General features: G+C 53.6%; 19 protein-coding genes. 5 read left to right on the top strand and 14 right to left on the bottom strand.

Annotated elements, in window-relative coordinates; translation table 11 throughout:
- Positions 1 to 112 precede the first annotated feature (112 nt).
- The 3 genes from EPA93_RS37265 to EPA93_RS37255 all read right to left on the bottom strand — a co-directional run bounded on the left by EPA93_RS37265 (position 113) and on the right by EPA93_RS37255 (position 4,765).
- A complete protein-coding gene (locus EPA93_RS37265; RefSeq protein ID WP_165423656.1) occupies positions 113 to 2,227 on the bottom strand; it encodes an ATP-binding protein in 2,115 nt (704 codons plus the stop codon).
- A gap of 194 nt (positions 2,228 to 2,421) precedes the next feature.
- Positions 2,422 to 4,011, bottom strand: coding sequence for a sensor histidine kinase (locus EPA93_RS37260; RefSeq protein WP_129892385.1), 1,590 nt, complete (start codon positions 4,009 to 4,011; stop codon positions 2,422 to 2,424).
- A 13-nt stretch (positions 4,012 to 4,024) separates the two neighbouring features.
- Positions 4,025 to 4,765, bottom strand: a complete 741-nt coding sequence (locus EPA93_RS37255; protein ID WP_129892384.1) for a response regulator transcription factor — start codon at positions 4,763 to 4,765, stop codon at positions 4,025 to 4,027.
- A gap of 622 nt (positions 4,766 to 5,387) precedes the next feature.
- On the opposite strand from EPA93_RS37255, the gene EPA93_RS37250 reads away from it, so the two are divergent.
- On the top strand, positions 5,388 to 7,280 hold the full coding sequence (locus EPA93_RS37250; RefSeq protein WP_129892383.1) for a serine/threonine protein kinase: 1,893 nt from the start codon (positions 5,388 to 5,390) through the stop codon (positions 7,278 to 7,280).
- 124 nt (positions 7,281 to 7,404) lie between these two features.
- Here EPA93_RS37250 and EPA93_RS37245 read toward each other — a convergent pair whose 3' ends face one another.
- Entirely contained in the window at positions 7,405 to 9,084 is a 1,680-nt protein-coding gene (locus EPA93_RS37245) for an AMP-binding protein (protein WP_129892382.1), read from the bottom strand.
- 243 nt (positions 9,085 to 9,327) lie between these two features.
- Here EPA93_RS37245 and EPA93_RS37240 point away from each other — a divergent pair, with 243 nt between their 5' ends.
- From EPA93_RS37240 to EPA93_RS37230, 3 genes are all read left to right on the top strand, one after another.
- Entirely contained in the window at positions 9,328 to 10,083 is a 756-nt protein-coding gene (locus tag EPA93_RS37240; RefSeq protein WP_129892381.1) for a 2-phosphosulfolactate phosphatase, read from the top strand.
- 356 nt (positions 10,084 to 10,439) lie between these two features.
- Positions 10,440 to 11,204 carry a toll/interleukin-1 receptor domain-containing protein gene (locus tag EPA93_RS37235; RefSeq protein ID WP_129892380.1) on the top strand — a complete coding sequence of 255 codons (765 nt, stop codon included), beginning with the start codon at positions 10,440 to 10,442 and terminating at the stop codon, positions 11,202 to 11,204.
- 146 nt (positions 11,205 to 11,350) lie between these two features.
- A complete protein-coding gene (locus EPA93_RS37230) occupies positions 11,351 to 12,964 on the top strand; it encodes a type 1 periplasmic-binding domain-containing protein (RefSeq protein WP_129892379.1) in 1,614 nt (537 codons plus the stop codon).
- A gap of 57 nt (positions 12,965 to 13,021) precedes the next feature.
- Here the strand turns inward: EPA93_RS37230 and EPA93_RS37225 are convergent, their stop codons facing one another.
- Positions 13,022 to 13,999, bottom strand: coding sequence for an NAD(P)H-quinone oxidoreductase (locus tag EPA93_RS37225; RefSeq protein ID WP_129892378.1), 978 nt, complete (start codon positions 13,997 to 13,999; stop codon positions 13,022 to 13,024).
- A gap of 244 nt (positions 14,000 to 14,243) precedes the next feature.
- Here EPA93_RS37225 and EPA93_RS37220 point away from each other — a divergent pair, with 244 nt between their 5' ends.
- Positions 14,244 to 14,756 carry a hypothetical protein gene (locus EPA93_RS37220; RefSeq protein WP_129892377.1) on the top strand — a complete coding sequence of 171 codons (513 nt, stop codon included), beginning with the start codon at positions 14,244 to 14,246 and terminating at the stop codon, positions 14,754 to 14,756.
- Between the two features lie 66 nt (positions 14,757 to 14,822).
- Here the strand turns inward: EPA93_RS37220 and EPA93_RS37215 are convergent, their stop codons facing one another.
- The 9 genes from EPA93_RS37215 to EPA93_RS37175 all read right to left on the bottom strand — a co-directional run bounded on the left by EPA93_RS37215 (position 14,823) and on the right by EPA93_RS37175 (position 23,284).
- The gene (locus EPA93_RS37215) at positions 14,823 to 15,164 is read right to left on the bottom strand and encodes a substrate-binding domain-containing protein (protein WP_129892376.1); all 342 of its coding nucleotides are present in this window, start codon (positions 15,162 to 15,164) and stop codon (positions 14,823 to 14,825) included.
- A complete protein-coding gene (locus tag EPA93_RS37210) occupies positions 15,140 to 15,895 on the bottom strand; it encodes an ABC transporter substrate-binding protein (protein ID WP_129892375.1) in 756 nt (251 codons plus the stop codon). Before EPA93_RS37210 ends, EPA93_RS37215 begins: the two co-directional genes overlap by 25 nt.
- 125 nt (positions 15,896 to 16,020) lie before the next feature.
- The gene (locus EPA93_RS37205; protein WP_129892374.1) at positions 16,021 to 16,914 is read right to left on the bottom strand and encodes a class I SAM-dependent methyltransferase; all 894 of its coding nucleotides are present in this window, start codon (positions 16,912 to 16,914) and stop codon (positions 16,021 to 16,023) included.
- 90 nt (positions 16,915 to 17,004) lie between these two features.
- Entirely contained in the window at positions 17,005 to 18,072 is a 1,068-nt protein-coding gene (locus tag EPA93_RS37200; RefSeq protein ID WP_129892373.1) for an ABC transporter substrate-binding protein, read from the bottom strand.
- Positions 18,073 to 18,191: 119 nt separating this feature from the next.
- On the bottom strand, positions 18,192 to 19,256 hold the full coding sequence (locus tag EPA93_RS37195) for an ABC transporter substrate-binding protein (RefSeq protein WP_129892372.1): 1,065 nt from the start codon (positions 19,254 to 19,256) through the stop codon (positions 18,192 to 18,194).
- Positions 19,257 to 19,371: 115 nt separating this feature from the next.
- The gene (locus EPA93_RS37190; protein WP_165423655.1) at positions 19,372 to 20,430 is read right to left on the bottom strand and encodes an ABC transporter substrate-binding protein; all 1,059 of its coding nucleotides are present in this window, start codon (positions 20,428 to 20,430) and stop codon (positions 19,372 to 19,374) included.
- Between the two features lie 86 nt (positions 20,431 to 20,516).
- On the bottom strand, positions 20,517 to 21,395 hold the full coding sequence (locus tag EPA93_RS37185) for an ABC transporter permease (protein WP_207229299.1): 879 nt from the start codon (positions 21,393 to 21,395) through the stop codon (positions 20,517 to 20,519).
- Positions 21,392 to 22,174, bottom strand: coding sequence for an ABC transporter ATP-binding protein (locus tag EPA93_RS37180; protein ID WP_129892370.1), 783 nt, complete (start codon positions 22,172 to 22,174; stop codon positions 21,392 to 21,394). The genes EPA93_RS37185 and EPA93_RS37180 overlap by 4 nt, the downstream gene beginning before the upstream one ends.
- A gap of 114 nt (positions 22,175 to 22,288) precedes the next feature.
- On the bottom strand, positions 22,289 to 23,284 hold the full coding sequence (locus tag EPA93_RS37175) for a hypothetical protein (RefSeq protein WP_129892369.1): 996 nt from the start codon (positions 23,282 to 23,284) through the stop codon (positions 22,289 to 22,291).
- Between the last annotated feature and the right edge of the window lie 99 nt (positions 23,285 to 23,383).

The raw sequence follows: 23,383 nt of genomic DNA, 5'->3' as shown, positions 1-23,383 counted from the left end.
GTACAAGCTTACATTACCGAGCCTCATTCCTGGCTATATGAATCACCAAGGTACACCCTGGGATAACTTGAGAATAGCACGCATTCGAAGGTGAGTCAAGAGCCACAAGGACTTATGCCAACAAACAAGGCAAAATACAGGTGAATGTACTGCCTTCCTCCGGCTCGCTCTCGACGCTTACTCGCCCTCCATGCAGCTCAACTATCATCTTGACTATAGCCAGGCCCAGGCCCTGCCCGCTGGCACGGCCACTGCTGCCGTCAGGAACTTGAAAGAAACGCTCAAAAATGCGTTGGTGAAAATCTCTGGGTATACCGCTACCCGTATCGCGCACCTGCAGCTCGACTACACGCCCATCTTCGGCTATTATCTCTGTCTCTCCCGGTCCCAATCTGGCTAGATTGGCGGCAATGACAACAGTTCCCTTAGCAGGGGTGAAACGCAGGGCGTTGCTCAGCAGATTGCGTAAGACTTGTTGCAGACGTACGCCATCGGCATAGAGACGTGGGAAGTCGTCAGCGATCTCTATGGCTAGATTGATGTCTTGATCGGCGGCGGTGAGCTCCATTTCTTCGCGCGCATTGGCTATCACATCCTGCAGCTTGATGATTTCCCGATTTAAGCGCAACTGGCCGGAGTCGGCGCGCGAGAGCAAGAGGAGATCCTCTACCAGCGCATACAGGTGCTCGCTGCCCGCACGCGCGCGCAGAATAAATTCGCGCTGCTGCTCACTTAGCTCACCTCCCAGGCCGGTGAGGGCTAAATCCAGGTAGCCATTGATGGCGTTAAGCGGGGAACGCAGTTCGTGGGTGATCATGGAGAGGAAGTTTGCCTTCATGCGTGTGGCGTCGCGAATCGCGGTTACATCGCGGGCGATTAAGAGCGAGATCGGCTGTTTGCCAACAGCAACCGGGGTAATACTTAAGCCTAATGCCCGTGGTCGCCCCTGAATTTGCAGCTCAATCTCGCTGTAGGCTAAGGGCTGCTGTGTCTCTAGCGCTCGCCTGACGAGGGTTGGCCCCTGCTCAGCAACATCGTCCTCACTACTCACAAATAGCTTCAGACCTTCCAGGCCAGGTAATTGTGCGGATGCGATGTGAAAAAGCTGCCCAAAGGCCGCATTGGCCTCAATAAAGCGTCCCTCGTTATCAAGCATGGCAATCCCATCAGAGCTGGCGGCCAGGATAGCACGTAACTGCTCCTGATCGCTGCGCACGCGCTGGAAAAGTTCGGTATTCTCTAGAGCAGTAGCTACCAGATGGCTTAAGTTGCGCACGATGCGCAGTTCTTCGCCTGTAAATGGGGTTTCTCGCCAGAGGGAGAGGACGCCGTAGAGCGTCTCCCGGGAAACGAATGGGGTGGCCAGTTGGGCCATATTATTCATGGCAGTCGCTGCACAGGCAGTGGCCGGCGGAGTATACACCATAGCGTGGCGATGGGTGGCGGCCCAGACGATGATTGCCTCTGTATCAGGCTGCTTAATTTTCTCACGCTGTCTATCTATTATTTTGATCCCGGCCCGCTCTGGTCCCGGTTCGTGCGCTACAGACATATTCTTCCTTGACCATTCTGCAACCGGCACAAGCTCTTGTGTTTCTCCCCGGGGCAAATAGATCATAGCCCGATCGCAATCTACAAGATAGCGCACATCGGCCAGAACGAGGCGATACAGGGCGTCTTGTTCCAGGCGCATAGTCATCCCACGCGAGAGATGCATGAGCATCTCCAGGCGACGAGCGCGCTGCTGAGCAAGTTCGGCCTGCCTGGCCTTTGCTATTATCAGTGCCGCTTGTTCGGCAAAGATTGTCAGGATACGCACTTCATCGGCTCCAAAGGACTCGATCTCTCGACTGCTGGCCACGAGAGTTCCGTGAAAGCTCTCATTGTACAGCAAGGGTACATATATGATCGAACTGCCAGGCACGTTCTGTAGCGTCAGGGCTGCCCTGTTGATAACGAATGGCTCGTGATGTTTCCTTACCCAGCTCATGGCCCCTTCATCCTGGAGAACGCGTATAGAAGGGAATTCCTGCCCATACTGGTGCTGAATAGTCCTGGCAATGATTGTTCTGCTCGCATCAAGCAGGGCCAGTGCGCAATCAGGTATCCTGAGCAATGTCCCGGTCTGCAGCAAAAGCTTTTGGAGGACATGTACTAGCTCTTGCGATTCATCTTCGGTAGTAGCCAGCGTATTAATATTATGCACAAAATGAGTGTAGGCAGTCATCAAAGTCCTCTTCATTTATCCGGTCTACGGCGAGCATCTATACTCAATTGACATATGGGAGAAAAAAGCATATCCCGTTTTACACTATCGGTACGGAGTGCAGAGTAGTTGAGCGCTTGCAGAAAAGTATAGCATCATGCAGCCAGCCAGTCGAGAAAATCAACAGTATGGGCTATGCGTTTGCTTTTCTGCTATTAGCTCCCATCTACCTTGCGACGCAGGTTGTGCGCCTCAGCCTCGGGCTCAGATGGCTCGCTGCTAGCGCGGAGTGGTAAGGTGAAAACTATACGTGCTCCGGCGTCCTGGGCATTTTCGGCCCACACCTTCCCGCCATGTGCTTCAATAATTGCGCGTACAATTGCTAAGCCAAGTCCGCTGCCACCGGTCGTCGATTGGCGTGCGCTATCAACACGGAAGAAGCGCTCAAAGATTCGCGATAAGGCCCCAGACGGGATGCCTTCGCCAGTATCGGTGACGGCGACTACTAGTAGAGAGTCCTGTTGCTCGGCTTCAATAGTGACAATCCCGCCGGCTGGCGTATAGTGGAGAGCATTATCGCAAAGATTAGAGAAGACGCGCGCCAGCATATCGGCGTCGACCTGAACCGTTGGAAGCGTATAGGGAATGGCATTGCGCGGCTCAACATGCGCGCGCTCAAATTCGGGGGCCAGCACTGCCAGAACTTCATCGACGAGTACGGCAAGGCGGATCTCTCTGCGCTGAGGATGCAGGGCTCGGCCCTCTACTTTGGCCATCATATGCAGATCTTGCACCAGGCGGCGCAGGCGCAGGGTCTCACGCACAATAATCCTGCCTGTGGCCTCATAATCGTCGCGACTCTGATTGACGCCATCTACCAGGGCCTCACCCAGTCCGGCAATCGCGGTTAAGGGAGTGGCCAGGTCATGGGTAATACTCATGATAAGCTCGCGACGCCAGAGCTCCTGTTTGCGCAGCTCTTCCACATCGCGATTGAGCTGAGCTGCCATCTCATTAAAATTGCGCGCCAGCTCACCGAGCTCTCCCTGGGCATCCGTATGAACTTGAGCGCTGTAATCCCCGGCGGCCAGAATGCGCGTGGCATCGATAAGCTTGGCCAGAGGACGCGTGATCGTCCGCGAGAAGAGAATCGCCACAAGAGCGGCAAGGATGACCACGACGAGGAAGGCAATCAAAACTGCTTCACCAACGGTAGAGACGAAGGCGGGTAAGGTATTGGCTCGCGGGGTTATGACGAGCACTCCTATCAACGCGCCACTGTTTACTCCACCGGCAAAAATCGGCCTAACAATAAAGGGCGACGCCGCCTCAACCGGATAGCCCCGGCTAAATTGTCCGTCGACAGGCACGCCGTGCAAGCCTTTGGTGATGGCCTGGTAAAGTTTGTTAAGGTCGCCTTTCTGGATTGAAGGATCAACGAGCTTCAATAAATAAGAGATTACTACGCGCTTGTCGTCAGACGTACTGAAGCGCGGATAGATTAAGCGACTGCTACGATCCAGGACAATAAGTATTGGTTGCTGCTCCTGCACGCTCTGCTTAGTCTGGTTATTTACCATCAGGCTCACGGCACGCGCGAGATTATAGGTCTGGGCATAATTCAAGCCAACATTCTGGGCCTTATCGTTAGCAAGATTACTCAAGCGCGCTTCCTGATCAGCCTGATAGTAATAGTTAATGACGAGCATAGCGATCAGCGTTAATAAGCCCGTTGCCAGCAAGGCCAGCAAGACCGAGCCCAGGGTCAATCGCCACCGAATACTTTGCCACCAGCGTATACGCATAAGCCTGCCTCAGTTAAGCAGAAGGGGTGCTGGAACGCACTTTGACCTCAAAGCGATATCCAACCCGCCACACTGTTTTGATATAGCGCTGCAGAGGATCGACCTCAATCTTTTTACGCAGGGCGCTCATATGGACATCTATTGTGTGCCCATCGCCCAGATAGTCATAGCCCCATACCTTATTCATCAACATCTCACGCGTAAAGACGCGATCAGGAGATTGGGCTAGCAAGGCCAATAGATCAAACTCGGTTGGGGTCAGGGCCACTTCTTTGCCCTGTACCTCTACCCGTCGCGCCGGCAAATCGATAGTCAGGCCGGGAAAGCGCAAAATTGACTTATCGGGCTCGACAGGCAGATCGGTACTTAAGCCCTCGTTGCCATCCTGATTGCTGGTACGCCGTAAAATCGCGCGTACCCGGCTCACTACCTCACGCGGACTAAATGGCTTAACCAGGTAGTCATCAGCGCCCAGCTCAAGCCCATTTATGCGATCATCCTCATCGCTGCGGGCCGTCAGCATAAAGATCGGCGTTTTGGACCAGGCCCGAATTCGTTTGCAGACTTCAAAACCATCGAGGGCCGGCAACATAATGTCAAGAATAACAAGATCGGGATGTTCGCGCGCATGCAAAGCCAGGCCATCAGCACCATCGCGCGCCGCCACTACGTTATAGCCGGCATCCTTAAGATACAGGCTGAGCAGATGAATAATGCCCTCTTCATCCTCGATGATTAAGATTTTTTGCGACATGACAGAACTCCAGAAGACAGGCATACAACTTCTCCTGTATAGTAGCATAGATATGCGGAAAATACATGTATTTTAGCCTGTCTGAAGATTTCTTTTCATAATCTTGAGGATTTCTTGAAGCTTTTCACATACTTCTCTCATGTTTGTGATGTATGCTGGAAATAACGAAACGAATAGAAGCGACACTTAGCGCTTTCTAATTTCTCCTAATAGCTCTCCTCAAACTTTCATGGAGTTGGTCCATCCCCGGGGACCAACTCTCCCCTCTTTTCGCTCCCCGTTGCCCTCTGAGAGAAAGCAACAAGCATGGGAATGAACTTTGCCGCTACCCAAAGCTGACTACAATTGATTAAACGATAAGGGCATGCATTAGTACACCGATAACAGTACCAAATTTCTCCAGGCCGTTTACCAGGTCAGCTCTTCCCGTCCTTGAGCGGATAGGCAGACGCAGGCCAGGACATCTTCCCAACATCTCCCCGACATATCTCCCTGTCCCACCTCCCTTGACAGGGCTAACAGCTCTCCCATACAATTAGCTTATAAACTATACTGCAGCATATAACGTTTTTGGCGAGCCAAAAAACACTATGCTCCAGCAGCATGGAGGCTTGCATTCGAGATGACTGAGCGTGTCGGGCAACAATTTGGGAACTATCGACTTGTCAAGCTCCTGGGACAAGGGGGGTTTGCCGATGTCTATCTGGGCATCCACACCTATTTAGAAAGCCAGGCGGCGATCAAGGTGCTCCATACCCGCTTGTCTGAAAAGGAATCGCATAGCTTTCTGACTGAAGCGCGCACCCTGATCCATTTACGCCATCCCCATATCATCCGCGTCCTGGATTTCGGGGTAGAAGCCGATATCCCCTTTCTGGTGATGGATTACGCGGCCCACGGCACCTTGCGCCAGCGCTTCCCCAAGGGCTCGCGCCTAAGCCCGGCCATCATCCTCCCCTACGTGAAACAACTGGCCTCAGCGCTGCAGTATGCCCACGGACAAAAACTGATTCACCGCGACATTAAACCGGAGAATCTGCTTTTGCAGAGCCACGAGGAGATTGTCCTGAGCGACTTTGGCATTGTGCTGCTGGCGCAGAGCTCGCAGCAGAGTACCAAGGATATCACCGGGACGGTGACCTATATGGCTCCTGAGCAGATCCGCGGCCGCCCACAATTTGCCAGCGATCAGTATGCCATGGGAGTGTTGATCTATGAATGGCTCTGCGGCAAGCCTCCCTACCAGGGCAGCTTTACCGAGCAGTGCACCCAGCATATGTTCGCAGCTATCCCTTCCTTGCGCGAGCAGGTCCCTGAGCTCTCGCCCGCCCTCGAATACGTGGTGCAAACCGCTCTTGCCAAAGAGCCGCAGCAGCGCTTTGGCAGCATCCAGGCCTTCGCCACAGCCTTTGAGCAGGCCTGCGCTCCCGAACAGGTAGCGCTTCCCTATACCTCTTATAAGACGCAACCAATTAACGGGCAAAATAAAAGAGCAGAAAAGCCAGCAGAAGCGCCGGGCCTCTCTCCTCGCCAAGCCGCTCACTCTTTCTACGCCGATGATGGGCTCCAGGGACCACCAAATATGCTCTCCATGGCTACGCAGACTGACCAATCTCAAGCGCAAAATCTTTCGCAATCTGCCGAAAATAGCCCCTCTTTTCCAACTGCTTCGCTATCTCATCCACAGAAGCCACTCACACCTCGCAGAAGGCCGAGGATACTGTGGGCGGGGCTTCTTCTGTTAGTCTTATTGCTTGTAGCCAGTAGTGGACTCTTCTACCTCATCAAGGGACATCAAGCAAGCCAGGAGACAAGCCAAAAAACTACGGCTACAGTACACTCACAAAGTACACCTACCAGCGATACGAGTAAACTAAGCCCTACAGCCACAAAACCGCCAGGTGTCACCCCCACGACGCTACCAAACATCACGCCTGGAATGAACCCTGACGAGATTTATTCTATTGCTACCAATGGAACACCAACGCTGAGCTCGCCGCTCACCAAACAGGACGCCAACAATTGGGATACAACCACATATCAGGGCGGAGGTGGCTGCGCTTTCCATGATAAAGCATACCACGCCACGATGCCTCAGAAAGGGCTTCTCGCGCTCTGCTATGCCGGGTCTACTAACTTTGGCGATCTCGCTTTTCAAGCGAATATGAGCATCTTAAGTGGCGCTAACGCTGATGGTGGCGGCCTCATCTTTCGTGCTAACGATAAAGGTGGGTTTTATCGCTTGCGCCTCGGCACCGACGGCACATATGACCTGGTGAACCAGTCTCATGGGTTGATCGCCGCATCCAGTTCCTACATTAACAGCGGTGTTGGTCAGAGCAATCTTATTACCATCGTAGCTAAGGGGCCAGATATTTATATGTATGTGAATAAGCATTTTCTGGCTCACATTCACGACGATGCCACCAGCTATGGCACGATCGGCCTCTTCGCCGTGGGATGGACCAATCCTACCGATGTAAGCTTCCAGGATGCTGATGTCTGGCAGCTTTAGCCGGAAAAATAAAAGAAACAGGGAGAACAAAATCTTCTTCCTGTTTCTCTAATTGAGCTCTGCTTAGCTGGTGATGAGTTTGTGGTAAGTTTTCTGGGCAGAAAGCTTGCGCCAGGGGCTTGCTCTACGGAAGTTGTTTCTTCTGGCGCTCCATCTCGCGCAGTTCGACGCGGCGAATTTTGCCGGAGATCGTCTTAGGGAGGCTCTCAACAAATTCGATCTCGCGTGGATACTTATAGGGAGCGGTTACGCGCTTGACATGTTCCTGTAACTCAGTCACCAGCGCGTCCCCCGGAGTATAGCCAGGAGCCAGAATGATATAGGCTTTGACGATCTCACCACGCATGGGATCAGGGCTGGCAATCACTGCAGATTCGGCGACGGCGGGATGCTCCTTGAGGGCGCTCTCGACCTCGAAGGGGCCGATGCGATAGCCGGCGCTAATAATCACATCGTCAGCGCGACCCACGAACCAGAAGTAGCCATCCTCATCTTTATAGGCGCGATCGCCGGTGATATACCAGTTGCCGCGCAGGCAGGCTTGAGTGGCCTCGGGATTACGCCAATACTCCTTGAACATCCAGGCAGGACGCTTCGGTTTGATACGAATGGCAATATCCCCTTCCTTTCCTGGAGGTAACTCGCTCCCTTCGTGGTCGATGACGCTGAGGTCAAAGCCGGGCGAGGGTTTGCCCATTGAGCCGGGTTTGACGGCCAGAGGTGGGAAATTGCCACAGATCAAGACCGTCTCCGTCTGCCCGTAGCCATCGCGGATGGTCATCCCAGTCACTTCCTCCCATATCTTGATCACTTCTGGATTAAGCGGCTCCCCAGCCCCCACGCAATGGCGTAACGTTTGGGGATAGTGAGACTTGAGATACGCCATTGGTTTATCCAGGACGAGCATACGATAGACAGTGGGAGGCGCACAAAGGGTGGTAATGGGATACTTATAGAGCATCTCCAGGGTTTCGAGGGGATTGAACTTACCTCGTGCATCCTGGATAAATATTGCCGCGCCCATAAGCCAGGGGCCGAAAAGATTGCTCCAGGAGAATTTTGCCCATCCGGTCTCCGAGAGATTCCAGAAAAGATCATCCTCATGCAGGTCAAGCCAGTAGCGACCGGTAATGGTATGGCCGAGAGGATAGCTGGCATGGGTATGGAGAACCATTTTGGGATTGCCAACGGTACCAGAGGTAAAATAGACAAGGCAAGGATCATCGCTGCGCGTCTTAGGGCCGGTGAACGTAGAGGAAGCTTGTGCAGCAATCGTATGATAATCAGTCCAGTTTGCATAACCAGCTATATCGAGGCCATCCTCGGCAATCAGGATGGTTTGTGCTACCGTTGGACACTGGCTGCGTACCTGATCGAACTTATGAGCACCTTCTTGATTCGTAATAAAGCAGCGCGACTCCGCAACTTCGGAGCGCGACTGAATGTCCTTTGGCGTTAGCAGTGTCGTACATGGGATAGGTATAGCCCCCAATCTCATTAAGCCAAGGACCACCTCCCACCACTCGGGAATACGGGGCAGCATCACAAGGACAGGATCACCTTTAGCAATGCCCAGGGTAGCGAACGCATTGGCAGCCCGGCTGGAGGCCTCAGAGAAGTGAGCAAATGTGAAATGACGCTCTTCGCCATCCTGTCCTATCCAGAACATAGCCTCTTTATGTGGATTCTGCGCCAGCTTATCGATGACATCAGCAGCGAAGTTAAAATATTCTGGCACATCAAGCTGAAAGTTGTGGTACTCAGCTTCATAGTCGCGCATATTAGGGGTTCGAGGGGTAGTCATAAGCGATACTCCTTCTGGCGTCAAACGCTGAACACTACACACCAACGTGCATCACTTTTATCATATCATGTTTTCCCCAAACATTGGCACCGAGGTTGCTGCATGGAAGCTAGTGCTTAGAGCGCGATGTGCTATAGTTTTAGCAAGCAACTTTTTTGCTAGCTCTCACGCTGCCGCTATGATCTTATTTTACAGTCAGGTAGCTCCGAAATATGACTATAAGAAAATCCAGAGAGGGAGACCTTGCGACTCAATATCTTTTTTACGCCTGCAGAAGTTACCACCATCCAGCCTGCCGCTAACAACGTTTTTATTGTTATCGATGTGATTCGTGCGACAACATCACTCACAGTTATGTTTGAGCGCGGAGCCCGCCGTGTGCTGGCCGCCAATACGCTTGAGCAGGCGCGCGCGGCCAACCGCGATACTGCACGCTATTTACTCTGTGGAGAACGCAATGCCAGGCCGCTCCCGGATTTTGATTATGGTAATTCGCCAGTGGAATTCGCTCGCGCTGATCTTGCCGAACGCGAGCTGATCCTGACCACGACGAATGGCACCAGGGCCTTCTTTGCTTGCCCGGAAGAGAGTATACGTCTGGCCGGCTGCTTTTATAACGCGCGAGCAGTCACGGCTTATGCCCTGGCTCATGCACAGGAACGAGAGAGCGATATTGCTATCGTCTGTGCGGGAGAGCTCAACTACTTTGCGCTCGATGACGCAGTTTGCGCCGGTTATCTGGCTCTTGAACTGCAACGCCAGTTCTCCAGCTTGCAGCTTCATGAAAGCGCGCTTGCGGCGCAGGCACTCTATCAGGCCTACCCACCAGCGGAGCTGATTAAACATACAAATTCGGCTCGTTCAGTCAGGCGGGCAGGACTTGATGCTGACCTGGACTTTTGCATCCAGCTTAGCGCCAGTAGCAGCGTTCCCCAGGTCGTAGGGCGCGAACAAGGCTTGTTAGCCCTGGAAGATGTTGCCAGGGCTCGGCTTGCCTAACTATTGTACAGTCCATAGTTGAATATACTGCTTCATCTACTCCATACCAGGCCAGAGCGCAGCCAACAAGCAATCACAGCAGGAGAAACAATGTCTTATTTGCTTCAAGCAAGCTAACGATCCTGCTGTGGCCTTTATAGGCTCAATTTCCTCAAGAGAATATTCACCTATTCATGCTGCAATGTTCCGCAAAAAGTTGTAAAATAACGCTAGTATAATATACTAAATTCTCTATGCTTCATTGGCAGGTTTGCGCGAATAGCCTTGTCTGCCCTGATAATAATCCCGGCGCCTTAAGAACCTGGCTTCTCCTTTTTTTATCCATATAGTAAGTTTAGAGAGAGGAAAAAGGCCCGATGTCTTCGCAATCAGCGCTACCTCCACCCAAGGTTTTCTGGGCTTATGCAAGGCAGGATGAAAGTTATCTCTTACGACTAAAAGCACATATGGCTAACATGCGTCGACAACATCAGATCGATGATCGCTGGGACTGCCGAGATGTTACTGCAGGCAAAGATTGGGAAAAAGAGCTTGATAAGCATCTAGAGCAAGCAGATCTCATCATATGGTTCATCAGCCCATATTTTTTAGACTCAGACTATTGCTTAGGGAAAGAAATGCGCAAAGCCCTTGAATTAAGCGCGCAAGGCAAAGCATATCTTATTCCTATTCTCTTGCGTCCATGCGATTGGAAGCATCCACCCTTTCATGACCTAGAACCTCTCCCCTCAGATCGCAGGCCTGTCCTCTCGTGGCCCGATAAGGATAAGGCATTCTTGAATATCGTTCAAGGAATATGCAGAATACTTGAAAAGCTCAAGTCCTCAGCGGCAACGCAACAAACCATGCTCTTCCAGAATGCGCAAGGCGAACCAATAGAGCTGCCAGCAGGCCAGCCAGCCAGAACAACAGCAAGATCTACGCGCAAGCTCAATGACCGTCGACCAATAAAAACCCGTCAGCGAACAAATATCCGAGAGATCAAGCACAGTAGGAAGCTTAAACAGACAGGCAACTTCCAGACTCCCTCTACATCGCCAGATCAACAATCTGCCTCGAATCAGATCAGCCTCCCAGGGAGTACGACATCTGCTACTCAGCATCCCCCCAGAATAGCTTGACTGCTTCTCTTCAACCTTCCATTCCCTCACGAAGGCTATTTCCCTGGCCTATTAGGTCACCTGGGAGAAAGTTAATCATTTTAACCTTTGCACTACTAGTTATTATCATTGGCGGCAGCCTTTTCTACCTCTTTAGACTGCATTCCATGCAACCTCCTTCCCGTTCCGCTGCTGTCGATCCATTCAATAATCTCTGCAGCGGGGATAAAAATGGCATTGGCGGTACGGTTACAGCAGGCAATATATGTCAGGGCCTGAGCGATGGCACATTGGCATTCGATACCCAAAGAACAGATGGTCAGAACAAGCTTCTGGCCGCTCAAGCATTTAAGGCACAGCAAACAGAACAGGCAAAAAATTACTGGCAGCAAGCCATTCAGCAAGAGCCCTATGATGCAGAAGCACTTATCTATCTTGAAGATCAATGCGTTCGAGATTCTGGACGACCTTATATCATCCTTGTAGCTACCGCGATTTTGGAAGGAGTTTATATTAACAGCGGGAGATCAGATCTCCAGGGAATCTTTTTTGCTCAGCACGAGTACAATACATATGCTGGCTTAGCACAATGCCAGCATATCCCGGCAATCGACTTCCCCTCGACCAATAAGGGTACCCAACATGTCCAGGCCTTGCCGGAGAATACCTTGGTGCTGGTAGTGATCGCAAACCTATTTACCGACGCCGCTCACGATAAAGAAGCTTCCCAGCAGATAGCGCAACAAATCATCCAATATCAACAGAGCAATTATAATCCTGAGCGTTTTATTGGAATTATTGGCTTGCCAACAAGCAATATCACAGGATTTGCCATGCCTATCTTAAACCGGGCCCATCTTCCCGCAGTTTCCCAGAACGCATCTGGCGACAACCTCGCCGAAGACTTCCCTTACTTTAGAAGTGTAACGCCAACTAACAACGACCAAGCCAGAGCTCTCAGCGATTTTATCCAGGTAAACTTGTCAGATAAGTTACACAAAAAGTTGAAACACGGCCTTATCTTAGGCAATCAGGACGATCTCTATAGTCAGAACCTAGCCGACGATTTTGAGCATAATTTTGCCGGGCCAGATACTTCCTCCAAACGCAAGAATTATTCCAAGATAACTCCACAATATAATATCCATAACATATTAAACACAGCGCTGGATAAAGGTATAGATTTCATCTTCTTTGCAGGGAATTCGGATGATGCTAGTGAACTATTGCAAGATCCCTTGCTCAAACAGGAGCCCTATAAGCATATACCGATTATTGGTGGTGATACGCTCTATAACTTGCGCGGCAATTATCCAGATACCGCCAGAGGGCGCATGTACTTTGTGGGCTTCGCTTTCCCTGATGAATGGGATCAGCAGCAGCAAATGCCACTGTTCCTACAAAACTATGGAAAAAATCCATTGAGCTGGTCTATCTTCGATCCTACTCACAAACAATGCCCAGATGGACCATATGGCTGTGACCGGGCTGATAACCATGCGATACTCAGCTATGATGCGACAAAGACACTGCTAGAAGCTGCTAGAAGAGCTCTACTGCGCGTACCAACTCCACCTCATCTCACAGAGGAAGTCAATAATCAACTTAACGAATTACATGGCGCAAATACCGTGCAGGGAGTTAGCGGCCTGCTTGATTTCGCTCCTAATGAAGACGGGGTAACCAGGCTGCAGAACAAAACCTTCTTAATCCTTTCGATTGATGAAAAAGCAAACACGCATATAGAGTATATTGAGCAACAGGATCATCTGGGTTCTTAAGCAACGGCAGCGGGCGAGGGGATAGCCGGCAACTGGCCTCCTCTCGCACCGTTCAACTTAATCGATCTTGAGGACCAGCTTGCCAAAGTTCTTATTCGCGGCCATAGCTTGATGCGCCTCGGCAATCTCGGGCAGGGAATAGGCGTGCTCGACAATCGGCTCTATGCGTGAGCTCATGAGCAAGGGCAAGACGTGAGTTGCGAAGCGGCGTGTCACTGCCAGCTTTTCCTCCAGGGTGCGCGAGCGCAAAGTGCAGCCGCTTATGCGCAAGCGCTTGCTCATCACCAGACCTAGATTGACCTCGGCCTGCAAGCCGCCCAGAGTGGCCAGAAAGACCAGGCGCCCCCAGGGAGCCAGGGCTTCTAGATTATGTTGCATGTATGCCGCGCCGATGAAATCCAGGACTACCTGTACACCGGCTCCGCTGGTCAGGCTCTTAACCTCAGCAGCAAAGTTCTGGGCATCCAGACCAACATCCAGCCCCAGCGGTTTGGCTCGTTCCAGCTTCTCGGGCGTACGCGAGGTGCCAAAGACCGTTGCCCCTGCAGCATGAGCCAGCTGGATCGCCGCCGTGCCCACACCGCTGCCCGCAGCGTGAATCAGTACGCGCTCGCCCATCTGCAAGCCGGCCTGGGTAAAAAGAGCGTCGTGCGCCGTCATAAAGACCTCAGGTATGGCCGCAGCCTGCACAAAGTCCAGATTCTCGGGAATCTCGACCAGCATCCCTTCGTGCACAAGCAAGTACTCAGCCTGAGCGCCGCCCCCAGCAATCCCCATCACGCGCTGACCAGGCTTCCAGGCTCGGGCTAATGGACCAAGAGCATCTACTTCGCCGGCAAACTCCAGGCCGGGAATATCTGCGGGCGAGCCAGCCGGAGCAGGATAGTGGCCAGCGCGTTGCGCGAGATCGGCCCGATTGAGTCCCGCGGCGCGCACACGTACCCGTACCTGCTCGCCAGTCGGCTCAGGCCGCGCGATATCCTGTATCTCTAGCACTTCCGGCCCTCCCGGCCGCGTAATAATCACTGCTCGCATCTTTATCTCTCCTTATAGAACAGAAACAATCTATGCTCACCCACATTGTACACCGTTTTTTGCAGCTACCCTCAAGCGCCCAGGCATCAATCTCCCTCCCCATACATAAGGAGCATTCTGCAAAAGCAGGAAAATTAGCGGTAAATACAGGAAATATTCGACGTGTTATATGCATAACCATATTCTTAACGTTAAAGACTGATAAAGCATGTGGATTCATTATAGGTAAAGAAAGAGCAACTGCATGAAAAAGTTTTATTTCCCCTCCGTATTGGCAATAGTGCTCATTATGTTTACACTCGCGAACACACCGGCCCTCGCCAGTAGTACAGGTACTCATGCAAACACTCAAGCAAGCGTCCTCATTTATTGTAGTGGAGTAAGTTGTAATAAGTACAAGGCTGTCCAGACCCATTGTACCGACAACTTCCATATGCTACAGGATACTCCCGTCTATGCCGGCAGTACTCAGGTCGGTACATTCCGTTTCTGGAGATCTGATGCCTGCAATACATTCTGGAGCCAGATCTACGCCCTTAATTGCACCAGCGTCGACAATTTGCAGTCAACTGTCTATGTGAATGATGACGCTGAACCTACCGTTGATAACTTTGGTCTGGAGGGCGGCTGCTCACTATCAAGCACAATGCTCTATGAAGATCCGGGAGCAGTTCTGGTCTCGGGTAATGGAGCTATTCACTTTACCGATGGGCGAAGCTGGATATACGCTCCTGGCAGTGGAAAGTTTCCTTCATAGCATATAACTGTTAGCTTTGCCTCTCCTGAAGCGGCATAAAGTATGCTTCAGGAGAGGCGCTGAAGATTACGAAGAGCTTGAGGAATTTGCCAGGGCTTTGCTAATCACGTCGGAAGCCACCAGATCGTGATAGGCCAGGGGCAAGGCGATCAAGCCGGCCTTGACATGAAACTGGTTGGCCACCTCGTAGGCTTGCTCGCTCACGCGTGGGCTTGCGGCCATGCTGCCTTTGGTGGCTTGCCAGGTGGCCTGAGCCAAAGCATCATCGAGCTTGAGATACTCCTTGAGCATCTGCTCTGCTTCCTGGGGATGTTTCTGGATGAAGTCCTCGGCTTGCGCCAGACCGCGAATAAAGGCGCGCACCGCCAGTGGCTTACTCTCAATCACCTTTTGTTTGAGATAGGCCACAGCAAAGACTGCCCACTCAAATCGGGTATATCCCCACGCGCCGGACTGATAAAGGTATCCCCAATTCCCCGTAGTTCCGCCTGCTCTCCTGCCGGAGGAGCAACCGCGATGGCATCGACGCGCCCACTTTGTAGCGCAGCCAGCATAGCAGAGCTATCGGCCCCCACATTCACTTTGACCACATCTCTTTGTGAATCGAGGTGCTGACTTCTGAACAGATAGGTCACCATGGCATCAGTCGCGCTGCCTGGCGCTGAGATGCCCACCTTTTTGCCGATCAGGCCATGGATTTTTTGCTCAAGGGAACTGCTGACACTCAGATGGCTCTCTTGCTCAAACTTCTTACTTACCACAATATCCATCAACATGTCAGTAGAAATTGCCCCGATAATTCTGAGATAGACATCAACATGCGAAATGGTAAAGACATCGGTAACGCCACCCACTCCGACCTCGACGGCATTGGCCTCCACGGCGGCCGCCAGTTTGGAACCACCTCCCATGGAAGGAGGTGGCGAGGGGTCAAGGGTCAGGCCTTGCTTCTCAAAAAAATGTTGTTTGCGCGCGACATAGAAAGGAAAACCCGGGAGTATATCAGCAACCTGGGCAACTTTTAGGGTCATAGAGTTGGTCGGGCTCGTCGGCGCTGATGAGCCGCAACTTGCCAGGCTCAGACTTAGCAACAGCATACCTGTGAGCAGCCCAAATTGTGCTCGTGACCGCGCTTTCATCTTTCTTTGCTTTCTCGTCTCCAAATAGGGCTCAGCTACAAATTAGCAACGTCTCGCAACCTTTGCGAACCTAACAGCCAGGGCCGAGGGAGCACGCGCAAATCGTAAAGTTTACGAATTGCTCATTACACCTGTGTCTTGCCTATCGCGAGCCTTGTCTGTTTCACATAGGTCGTATCGAGATTTTCCCCATAATGTTCATGTGCCCACACGCGCAAGCGTTCGAGAGCCGGATAAAATATGGCGTCGGGGACCACGGAGGCATAAGTCCAGAGCCGTTGCTCGATCTCCTCAAGGATAACGCGAGGCCGCGTCTCGCTCTGGAAACTGGTCACTGGTATTAGCTCCGTAGACAAGCCCATCTGTTGCAGCCACGTGGTGACTTCCTGATCTGTCGCCCCTGGCAAGCGCGTCGTCCCCCCCAGTTCCTCGACGATGCTGCTCCACTGCGTTTTGATGTCCTGCGCTCCTGAGTGCCATTGCTTCTCCCAGCCCTCATTCAAGCAGCGCAGCAGCAGACCGCCCGGCTTGAGCACGCGCAAGATCTCCTTGAGCGCATCTTGCCAGCTACTGATGAGGTGAAAGACGTGGGTGGCGATGACTACATCAAAGGATTGGGAGTGAAAGGGAAGCTCGGTCATATCAGCGACAACCAGCCTGAGCTCTCCCGCCTTCCCCTCATGCACAAAATGCCGTACTTCGGGCTGCCTCTCTGTCAGTTGCTCGTTGGGCAGACTTCCCCAGGGCAAGGCCTTTTCTCGCCAGCCAGCCGGCTGAAGCTTGTCCTGAAACTTATCGAGCATCTTCATCGAGATATCGACGCCAGTATAGTGATAACCATACTCAAGCAGGGGAAGCGCAATCCGTCCGGTGCCCACGCCGACCTCAAAAATGCGCTCCTCACGCTTTGTCCCCAGCAACGCCACTATTGCCTCGGTAAGCTGCCTGGTGACGTCTTGAGAAAAGCCGCGTGAGGCATCATAGCGATGGGCCACTGCATCAAACGAAATGGAGGTCATAGATGTTCCTTCTTTCTTGATTCTTTTTCTGCAAACTGACTTCAAAAAGGTGCGACAGAGAACGTTGTTCGTGCTTCATGGACTTCCTCACTAAGCACGGCTGGACCCACTGAGTGCGCTCGTAATCACGTCAGTGGCCACCAGATCCTGGTAAGCCAACGGTAGAGCAATTAGGCCGGCCTTGACATGAAACTGGTTGGCCACTTCGTAGGATTGCTTACTGACCCGAGGCGTGGCGGCCATGCTGCCTTTAGTGGCTTGCCAGGTGGCCTGAGCCAAAGCATCATCGAGCTTGAGATACTCCTTGAGCATGCGCTCTGCTTCCTGGGGATGCTTCTGGATGAAGTCCTCGGCTTGCGCCAGCCCACGAATAAAGGCCCGTACCGCCTGTGGCTTACTCTCAATCACCTTTTGCTTGAGATAGGCTACAGTGAAGAGCTGTCCACTCATGTTCGGCACATCCCCACGTGATGGGCTAATGAAGGTCTCGCCGATGCCACGCTCTTCGGCTTGTTCTCCTCCCGGAGCTCCAACCGCGACGGCATCCACACGCCCGGTCTGCAAGGCCGCGAGCATAGCCGCGCTATTAGCGCCCACATTGACCTTGACCACATCCTTTTGCGCATCCAGGTGCTGACTTCTCAACAAATAGGTCACCAGGGCATCTGTGGCGCTACCCGGCGCGGAGATGCCGATCCTTTTGCCCACCAGACCATGGATCTTCTGCTCAAGGGGGCTGCTGGCACTCAGATGGCTCTCTTGCTCAAACTTCTTGCTCACCACCACATCCAGGAGCAGATCGGTCGAGATAGCCCCAATCATCCTGATGTAAGCATCCACACGCGAGATGGTGAAGACGTCAGTAATGCCTCCTACACCCACCTCGACAGCGTTGGCCTCCACAGCTTCCGCTAGCTTAGAACCGCTGCCCATAGAAGGGGCTGGTGAGGGATCAATGGTCAAGCCCTGCTGCTCGAAATACTGCTGCTTCTGGGCTATATAAAAAGGTAATCCAGCAAGACCATCAGCAACCTGGGCTACCTTCAAGGTCATACTGCTACTCGGGCTCGCTGGCGCTGCTGAGCCACAACTTGCCAGGCTCAGGCTCACCAGCAGCATTCCCACCAACAGGATTTGTGATCGTCCGTGTAGTCTCATCTTTTCCCTGCTTCCTTGCCTGAATGAAAATAGAGTACTAGAGCGTAATTGTTCTATTCAGTATAGAGAGGCCAGCATCCTGCTAAAGCCCTCCACGCGCTGGATCGCTCTGTTTATCATCATTTGGTTCCACTCAATGCGCTCGTAATCACGTCAGTGGCCACCAGATCCTGGTAAGCCAACGGCAGAGCAATCAGGCCAGCCTTGACATGAAACTGGTTGGCCACTTCGTAGGCCTGTTCGCTCACCCGTGGGCTTGCGGCCATGCTGCCTTTGGTGGCTTGCCAGGTGGCCTGAGCCAAAGCATCATCGAGCTTGAGATACTCCTTGAGCATCTGCTCTGCTTCCTGGGGATGCTTCTGGATGAAGTCCTCGGCTTGCGCCAGCCCACGAATAAAGGCACGTACCGCCTGTGGTTTACGCTCGATGACGCTCTGTTTAAGGAAAGCCACGGTAAAGAGCTGCCCGCTCATTCCTGGCACATTCCCATACGACGGACTGATGAAGGTATCGCCAATCCCACGTTGCTCGGCCTGCTCGCCCGCCGGGGGAGGCACAACGATAGCATCGACGCGCCCAGTTTGCAGCGCGGCCAGTCTACCCGGTCCCTCCGCGCCGACATTGACCTTGACGACATCCTTCTGGGCATCCAGGTGCTGGCTTCTCAACAAATAGGTTACTACGGCATCGGTGGCACTGCCTGGAGAGGAGATGCCAATCTTCTTGCCTTTTAATCCCTGGATCTTCTGCTCAAGGGGGCTGCTGGCGCTCAAATGGGTCTCCTGCTCAAACTTCTTGCTCACCACCACATCCAGGAGCAGATCGGTTGAGATGGCCCCAACCATTCTGATATAGGCATCGACACGCGAGATGGTAAAGACATCGGTAACGCCACCCACTCCAACCTCGACAGCGTTGGCCTCGACGGCAGAGGCTAGCTTGGAACCGCTGCCCATGGAAGGGATAGGTGAGGGATCAAGCGTCAGGCCTTGTTGTTCGAAATAATGCTGCTTGCGCGCAACATACAAGGTGAAAAAACCAATCCCATTATTGACCTGGGCTACCTTCAAGGTCATGCTCTCGCTCGGGCTCGCCGGCGCTGCTGAGCCACAACTTGCCAGGCTCAGGCTCACCAGCAGGACTCCGGCGAGTAGCATCATTTGTGCTCGTGTGCACAATCTCATCTTTCCTACTTTCTCACCTTAAAATAGAATGTCAGTACGAAATTGTTATGCCTAGCCCCAGAGGCTTCGGCGCCTGTTAGGGCCCTTCACATCCCGGGACCACTCTGTTTTAACATCATTTCGCGCCACTGAGGGCCTTCTCAATCACATCAGTTGCCACCAGATCCTGATAGGCTAACGGCAAGGCAATCAAGCCGGCCTTGACATGAAACTGGTTGGCCACTTCATAGGATTGCTTACTGACCCGAGGCGTGGCGGCCATGCTGCCTTTGGTGGCCTGCCAGGTAGCCTGAGCCAGGGCATCGTCGAGCTTGAGATACTCCTTGAGCATCTGCTCTGCCTCCTGGGGGTGCTTCTGGATGAAGTCCTCGGCTTGCGCCAGCCCACGAATAAAGGCCCGCACCGCCTGTGGTTTACGCTCGATGACGCCTTGTTTGAGATAGGCCACAACAAAGAGCTGTCCGCTGATGTTCGGCACATCTCCACGCGCTGGGCTGATGAAGGTCTCGCCAATCCCATGTAGCTCCGCTTGTTCCCCGGTGGGAGCACCAGAGGCGATAGCATCGACGCGCCCGGTCTGCAAGGCCGCGAGCATAGCCGCGCTATCAGCTCCCACATTCACTTTAACCACATCCTTCTGGGCATCGAGATGCTGGCTTCTGAATAAATAGGTCACCAGAGCATCAGTAGCGCTGCCTGGAGCAGAGATGCCGATCCTTTTGCCCACCAGACCATGGATCTTCTGCTCCAGGGAGCTGCTGGAGCTCAAATGGCTCTCTTGCTCAAGCTTCTTGCTCACCACCACATCCAGGAGCAGATCGTTCGAGACGGCCCCAATCATCCTGATGTAGGCATCGACACGCGAAATGGTGAAGACATCAGTAATCCCTCCTACACCCACCTCGACGGCGTTGGCCTCCACGGCGGCAGCTAGCTTAGAGCCGCTGCCCATGGAAGGTGGAGGAGAGGGATCAAGGGTCAAGCCTTGCTGCGCAAAATACTGCTTCCTGACAGCAAGAGCGAAAGGGAAAAAACTAATAGCATTGGTAACTTGCGCTACTTTCAAGGTCATGCTCTCGCTCGGGCTTGCTGGCGCTGCTGAGCCACAGCTTGCCAGGCTCAGACTCACCAGCAGGACTCCGGCGAGCAGAAGACGGTGTGTTTGGACACGCATTCTCATCTTTCCTTTTTCTCCATAGAGAACAGTTTCTCAGGAAGAAGGCCTCTTGCCTCTTCCTGGCACGTTCGCACCTGGTGGCTTTATGGCAGCCCCTTCCTCCCAAGGCGAAGATCCGCTTTCCAGCGGGATGTCTTGCGCTCCACGAGATGGACCAGGGCATTGAGCAGGCTGGCAATCACGGTTAAGACCAGCAGGGCGGCAAAGACCCCGGAGGTATGAAAGGCTGAGGCACTATCCTGGATCAGAAAGCCGATGCCCCGATTGGAAACGATCAGTTCGCCCACGACGGCGCCGATCAAGGCATAGGGAATGGCCATATGCACGCCTGTCAAGACGGCTGAGAGCGTGGAAGGCACGATGACCTTCCAGATGATCTCTCTCTGGTTCCCGCCCATGAGCCGCACAGCATCCACCAGGTCTTGATCCACCTCGCGTACCCCGGCCAGGGTGATAAAAAAGACAAGGAAGAAGACGGTGACGGCGGCCAGAATGACTTTCATCTGCACATCAATGCCAAACCAGAGGATAAAGAGCGGGGCCAGCGCCACTTTGGGAATGCTATAGATGGCGGTAATAAACGGATCAAGCACGCTGGAGAGCTGTGGAGAGAGCCCGAGCAGGAAGCCAACAAGGATTCCACTCACACAGCCAAAGACCAGGCCCAAGACGGTTTCTTGCAAAGTAATCACCGTATGGAACCAGAGCGTGCCATCAGCCGTCCAGCTCAGCAGCTGGCCTGCGACCTCCAGGGGACTACTGAGAAATAATGGGTCCACCCAGCGCCCCGAGACCAGTTGCCAGATGAGCAGTATGAGGGCCAGCAACAGGCAGCGCGCCACGATGAGCCAGAGGGAGTGCCAGTGCGTGCGTTGCTTGGCCGGTTTCCCTTGCGGCATCTCGGGGTGCTTCGGGTGAGCGGCTGGCTGCCGCTGCTCCTCCAGGACGTCTTTCATCTTCATGCCGTCACCTCCTGTTGTGCTCGCGCCTTGACCAGGGCTTCCCAGAGCCGTTGGTAGAGCGCGATGAAGCGTGGCTCAAAGCGGATACGCGCCACATCGCGTGGCCGCTCAAGGCTGACTTGGGCATCCAGGACGATCTGACCTTGCGGGGCAAAGACCAGCACCCGATCTCCAAGGGCCAGGGCCTCTTCTAGATCATGGGTCACAAAGAGCACGCTCTTGCCGCTCTGCTCCCACAGGCGCAACAACTCGGCCTGCAGTTCCAGGCGCAGCTGCGCGTCAAGGGCACCAAAGGGCTCATCCAGCAGGAGCGTCTCGGGGTCTGCCACCAGCATGCGGGCCAGGGACGCCCGACGCAACATGCCTCCCGAGAGCTCGCGCGGGTACTGCTTCTCCCAGCCCTGCAAGCCAACGGTTTCCATCAGCTCGCGAACCCGGCGCTGCCGCTCGGCTTTCTTGACGCCGCGGATCTCCAGGGGCAAGGCGATATTGCTTTCGATGCTTCTCCAGGGCATCAACGTCTCCTTCTGGGTCAAATAGCCCACCGAGGGGGAGGGAGCCAGCACCGGCTGCCCCTGGTACCACACGGTTCCGCTCTCGGGAGCCAGCAGGCCGGCGAGCAGGTTGAGCAGAGTGGACTTGCCGCACCCGCTGGGCCCGACGATAACCACAAAGGTTCCTTGCTCGATCTCGACGCTCACCTCACGCAAGACAGCCAGGCGCTGCTGAGCGCGCAGAAAGGTCTTGCTCACCTGGTCAACGCGAAGAATGCTTGTCATCGGCTGCACTTCCTTTTTCGATGCTCAGAAACGACAATCTCTCGGGGTCGAGAGCAAACACCATCCAACGCTTTGCTGATGGCCTTCTCACGGCTTGCTCCAGCGCATTCCTCCTCACAGCCAGTGCTTCCCCTCTGGCGTCCCGCCTGCTCGTCTCAGTGCATGCAGCAAGAGCTGATTCTCCTGCTGCACACGAGCCAGTTCTTGACGCCAGCCCTGAGCACGCGCGATGAGGGTATTGAGCGGACCAGAAATCTGCCAGAGGACGTTGCCTTCCATCACCGGGACGCGGGCGTTGAAATCGCCGTTGGCCACGCGCGTGTGCGTCCTGACAATCTGCTCAATGCTCTCCTCCAGCTGCTGCTTCTGTTGTGCTGACTCTTCGGCCTGCAAGGCAAGATCATGTTCGAGCCGGGCCAGTTCCTCGGCCCTATCAGCACGCAGCAAGGCCAGCGTCGTTCCCCGCACCCAGGCATAGGCCACGACGGCAATAATGATCTGGCTGAGGATGATGGGAGTCATGGTGCCAGCCAGGGCCAGAGAGAGCAGGGCCTGTAACTCGGCGGTGCGCGGGAGATACACCAGCGAGAAATACGTAAAGAGGATATTGATAAGCGCGACCACAAAGACCGACGAGGGGGGCAAAAACGAGACGGCACATACTAAGGGCAAAATCAGCAGGCCATAGAGCGGCAACACAAGAATCGAGAGGCCATCAGGCGTGGTGACAATGCTGCCGATCGGAAAGGCAAGAAAGGTGAGCACGACAAGGATGCCCGCAGCCGTCACCTTGCCCCGGCGATTGAGGAAGCTTGCCCCGACCAGCGCCGCAACGCAGAGACCCACCAGGGGCAACAGCGATGCGTTCGTGCCGACAAATCCAGCCGGGATCGCAAGCAGAAGCAAGAGGACAAGCGGCAAGAGGATCTGACTGCCGGCGCGTCCCCGCCGAAAGAGCTCCATGTCTTGCAAGGAAGCCTCGCCCCCTGGCTCACGCGGAGAACTGAGCTCATACCAGACATCCCAGATACTGCGCTTTGAAGGCTCCTCGCCCGTCAAATAGGCAGGCCTCTGGGTGTCTTCTAGAGCGCTAAATGGATTCTTTTCCATATAAAAACCCTCATTGAATATAGACATCTCATGACAAGCAGGCGAAGAGAGAAATCAGGCATACTGGCTTCTCCGCTTAGATGAAGCGAAGCTCTCTGC

It is taken from the genome of Ktedonosporobacter rubrisoli, assembly GCF_004208415.1.
Classification (GTDB): Bacteria; Chloroflexota; Ktedonobacteria; order Ktedonobacterales; family Ktedonobacteraceae; genus Ktedonosporobacter; species Ktedonosporobacter rubrisoli.
Note: the sequence above shows the minus strand (reverse complement) of the source record. Positions and strands in the feature narration are given on the sequence as shown.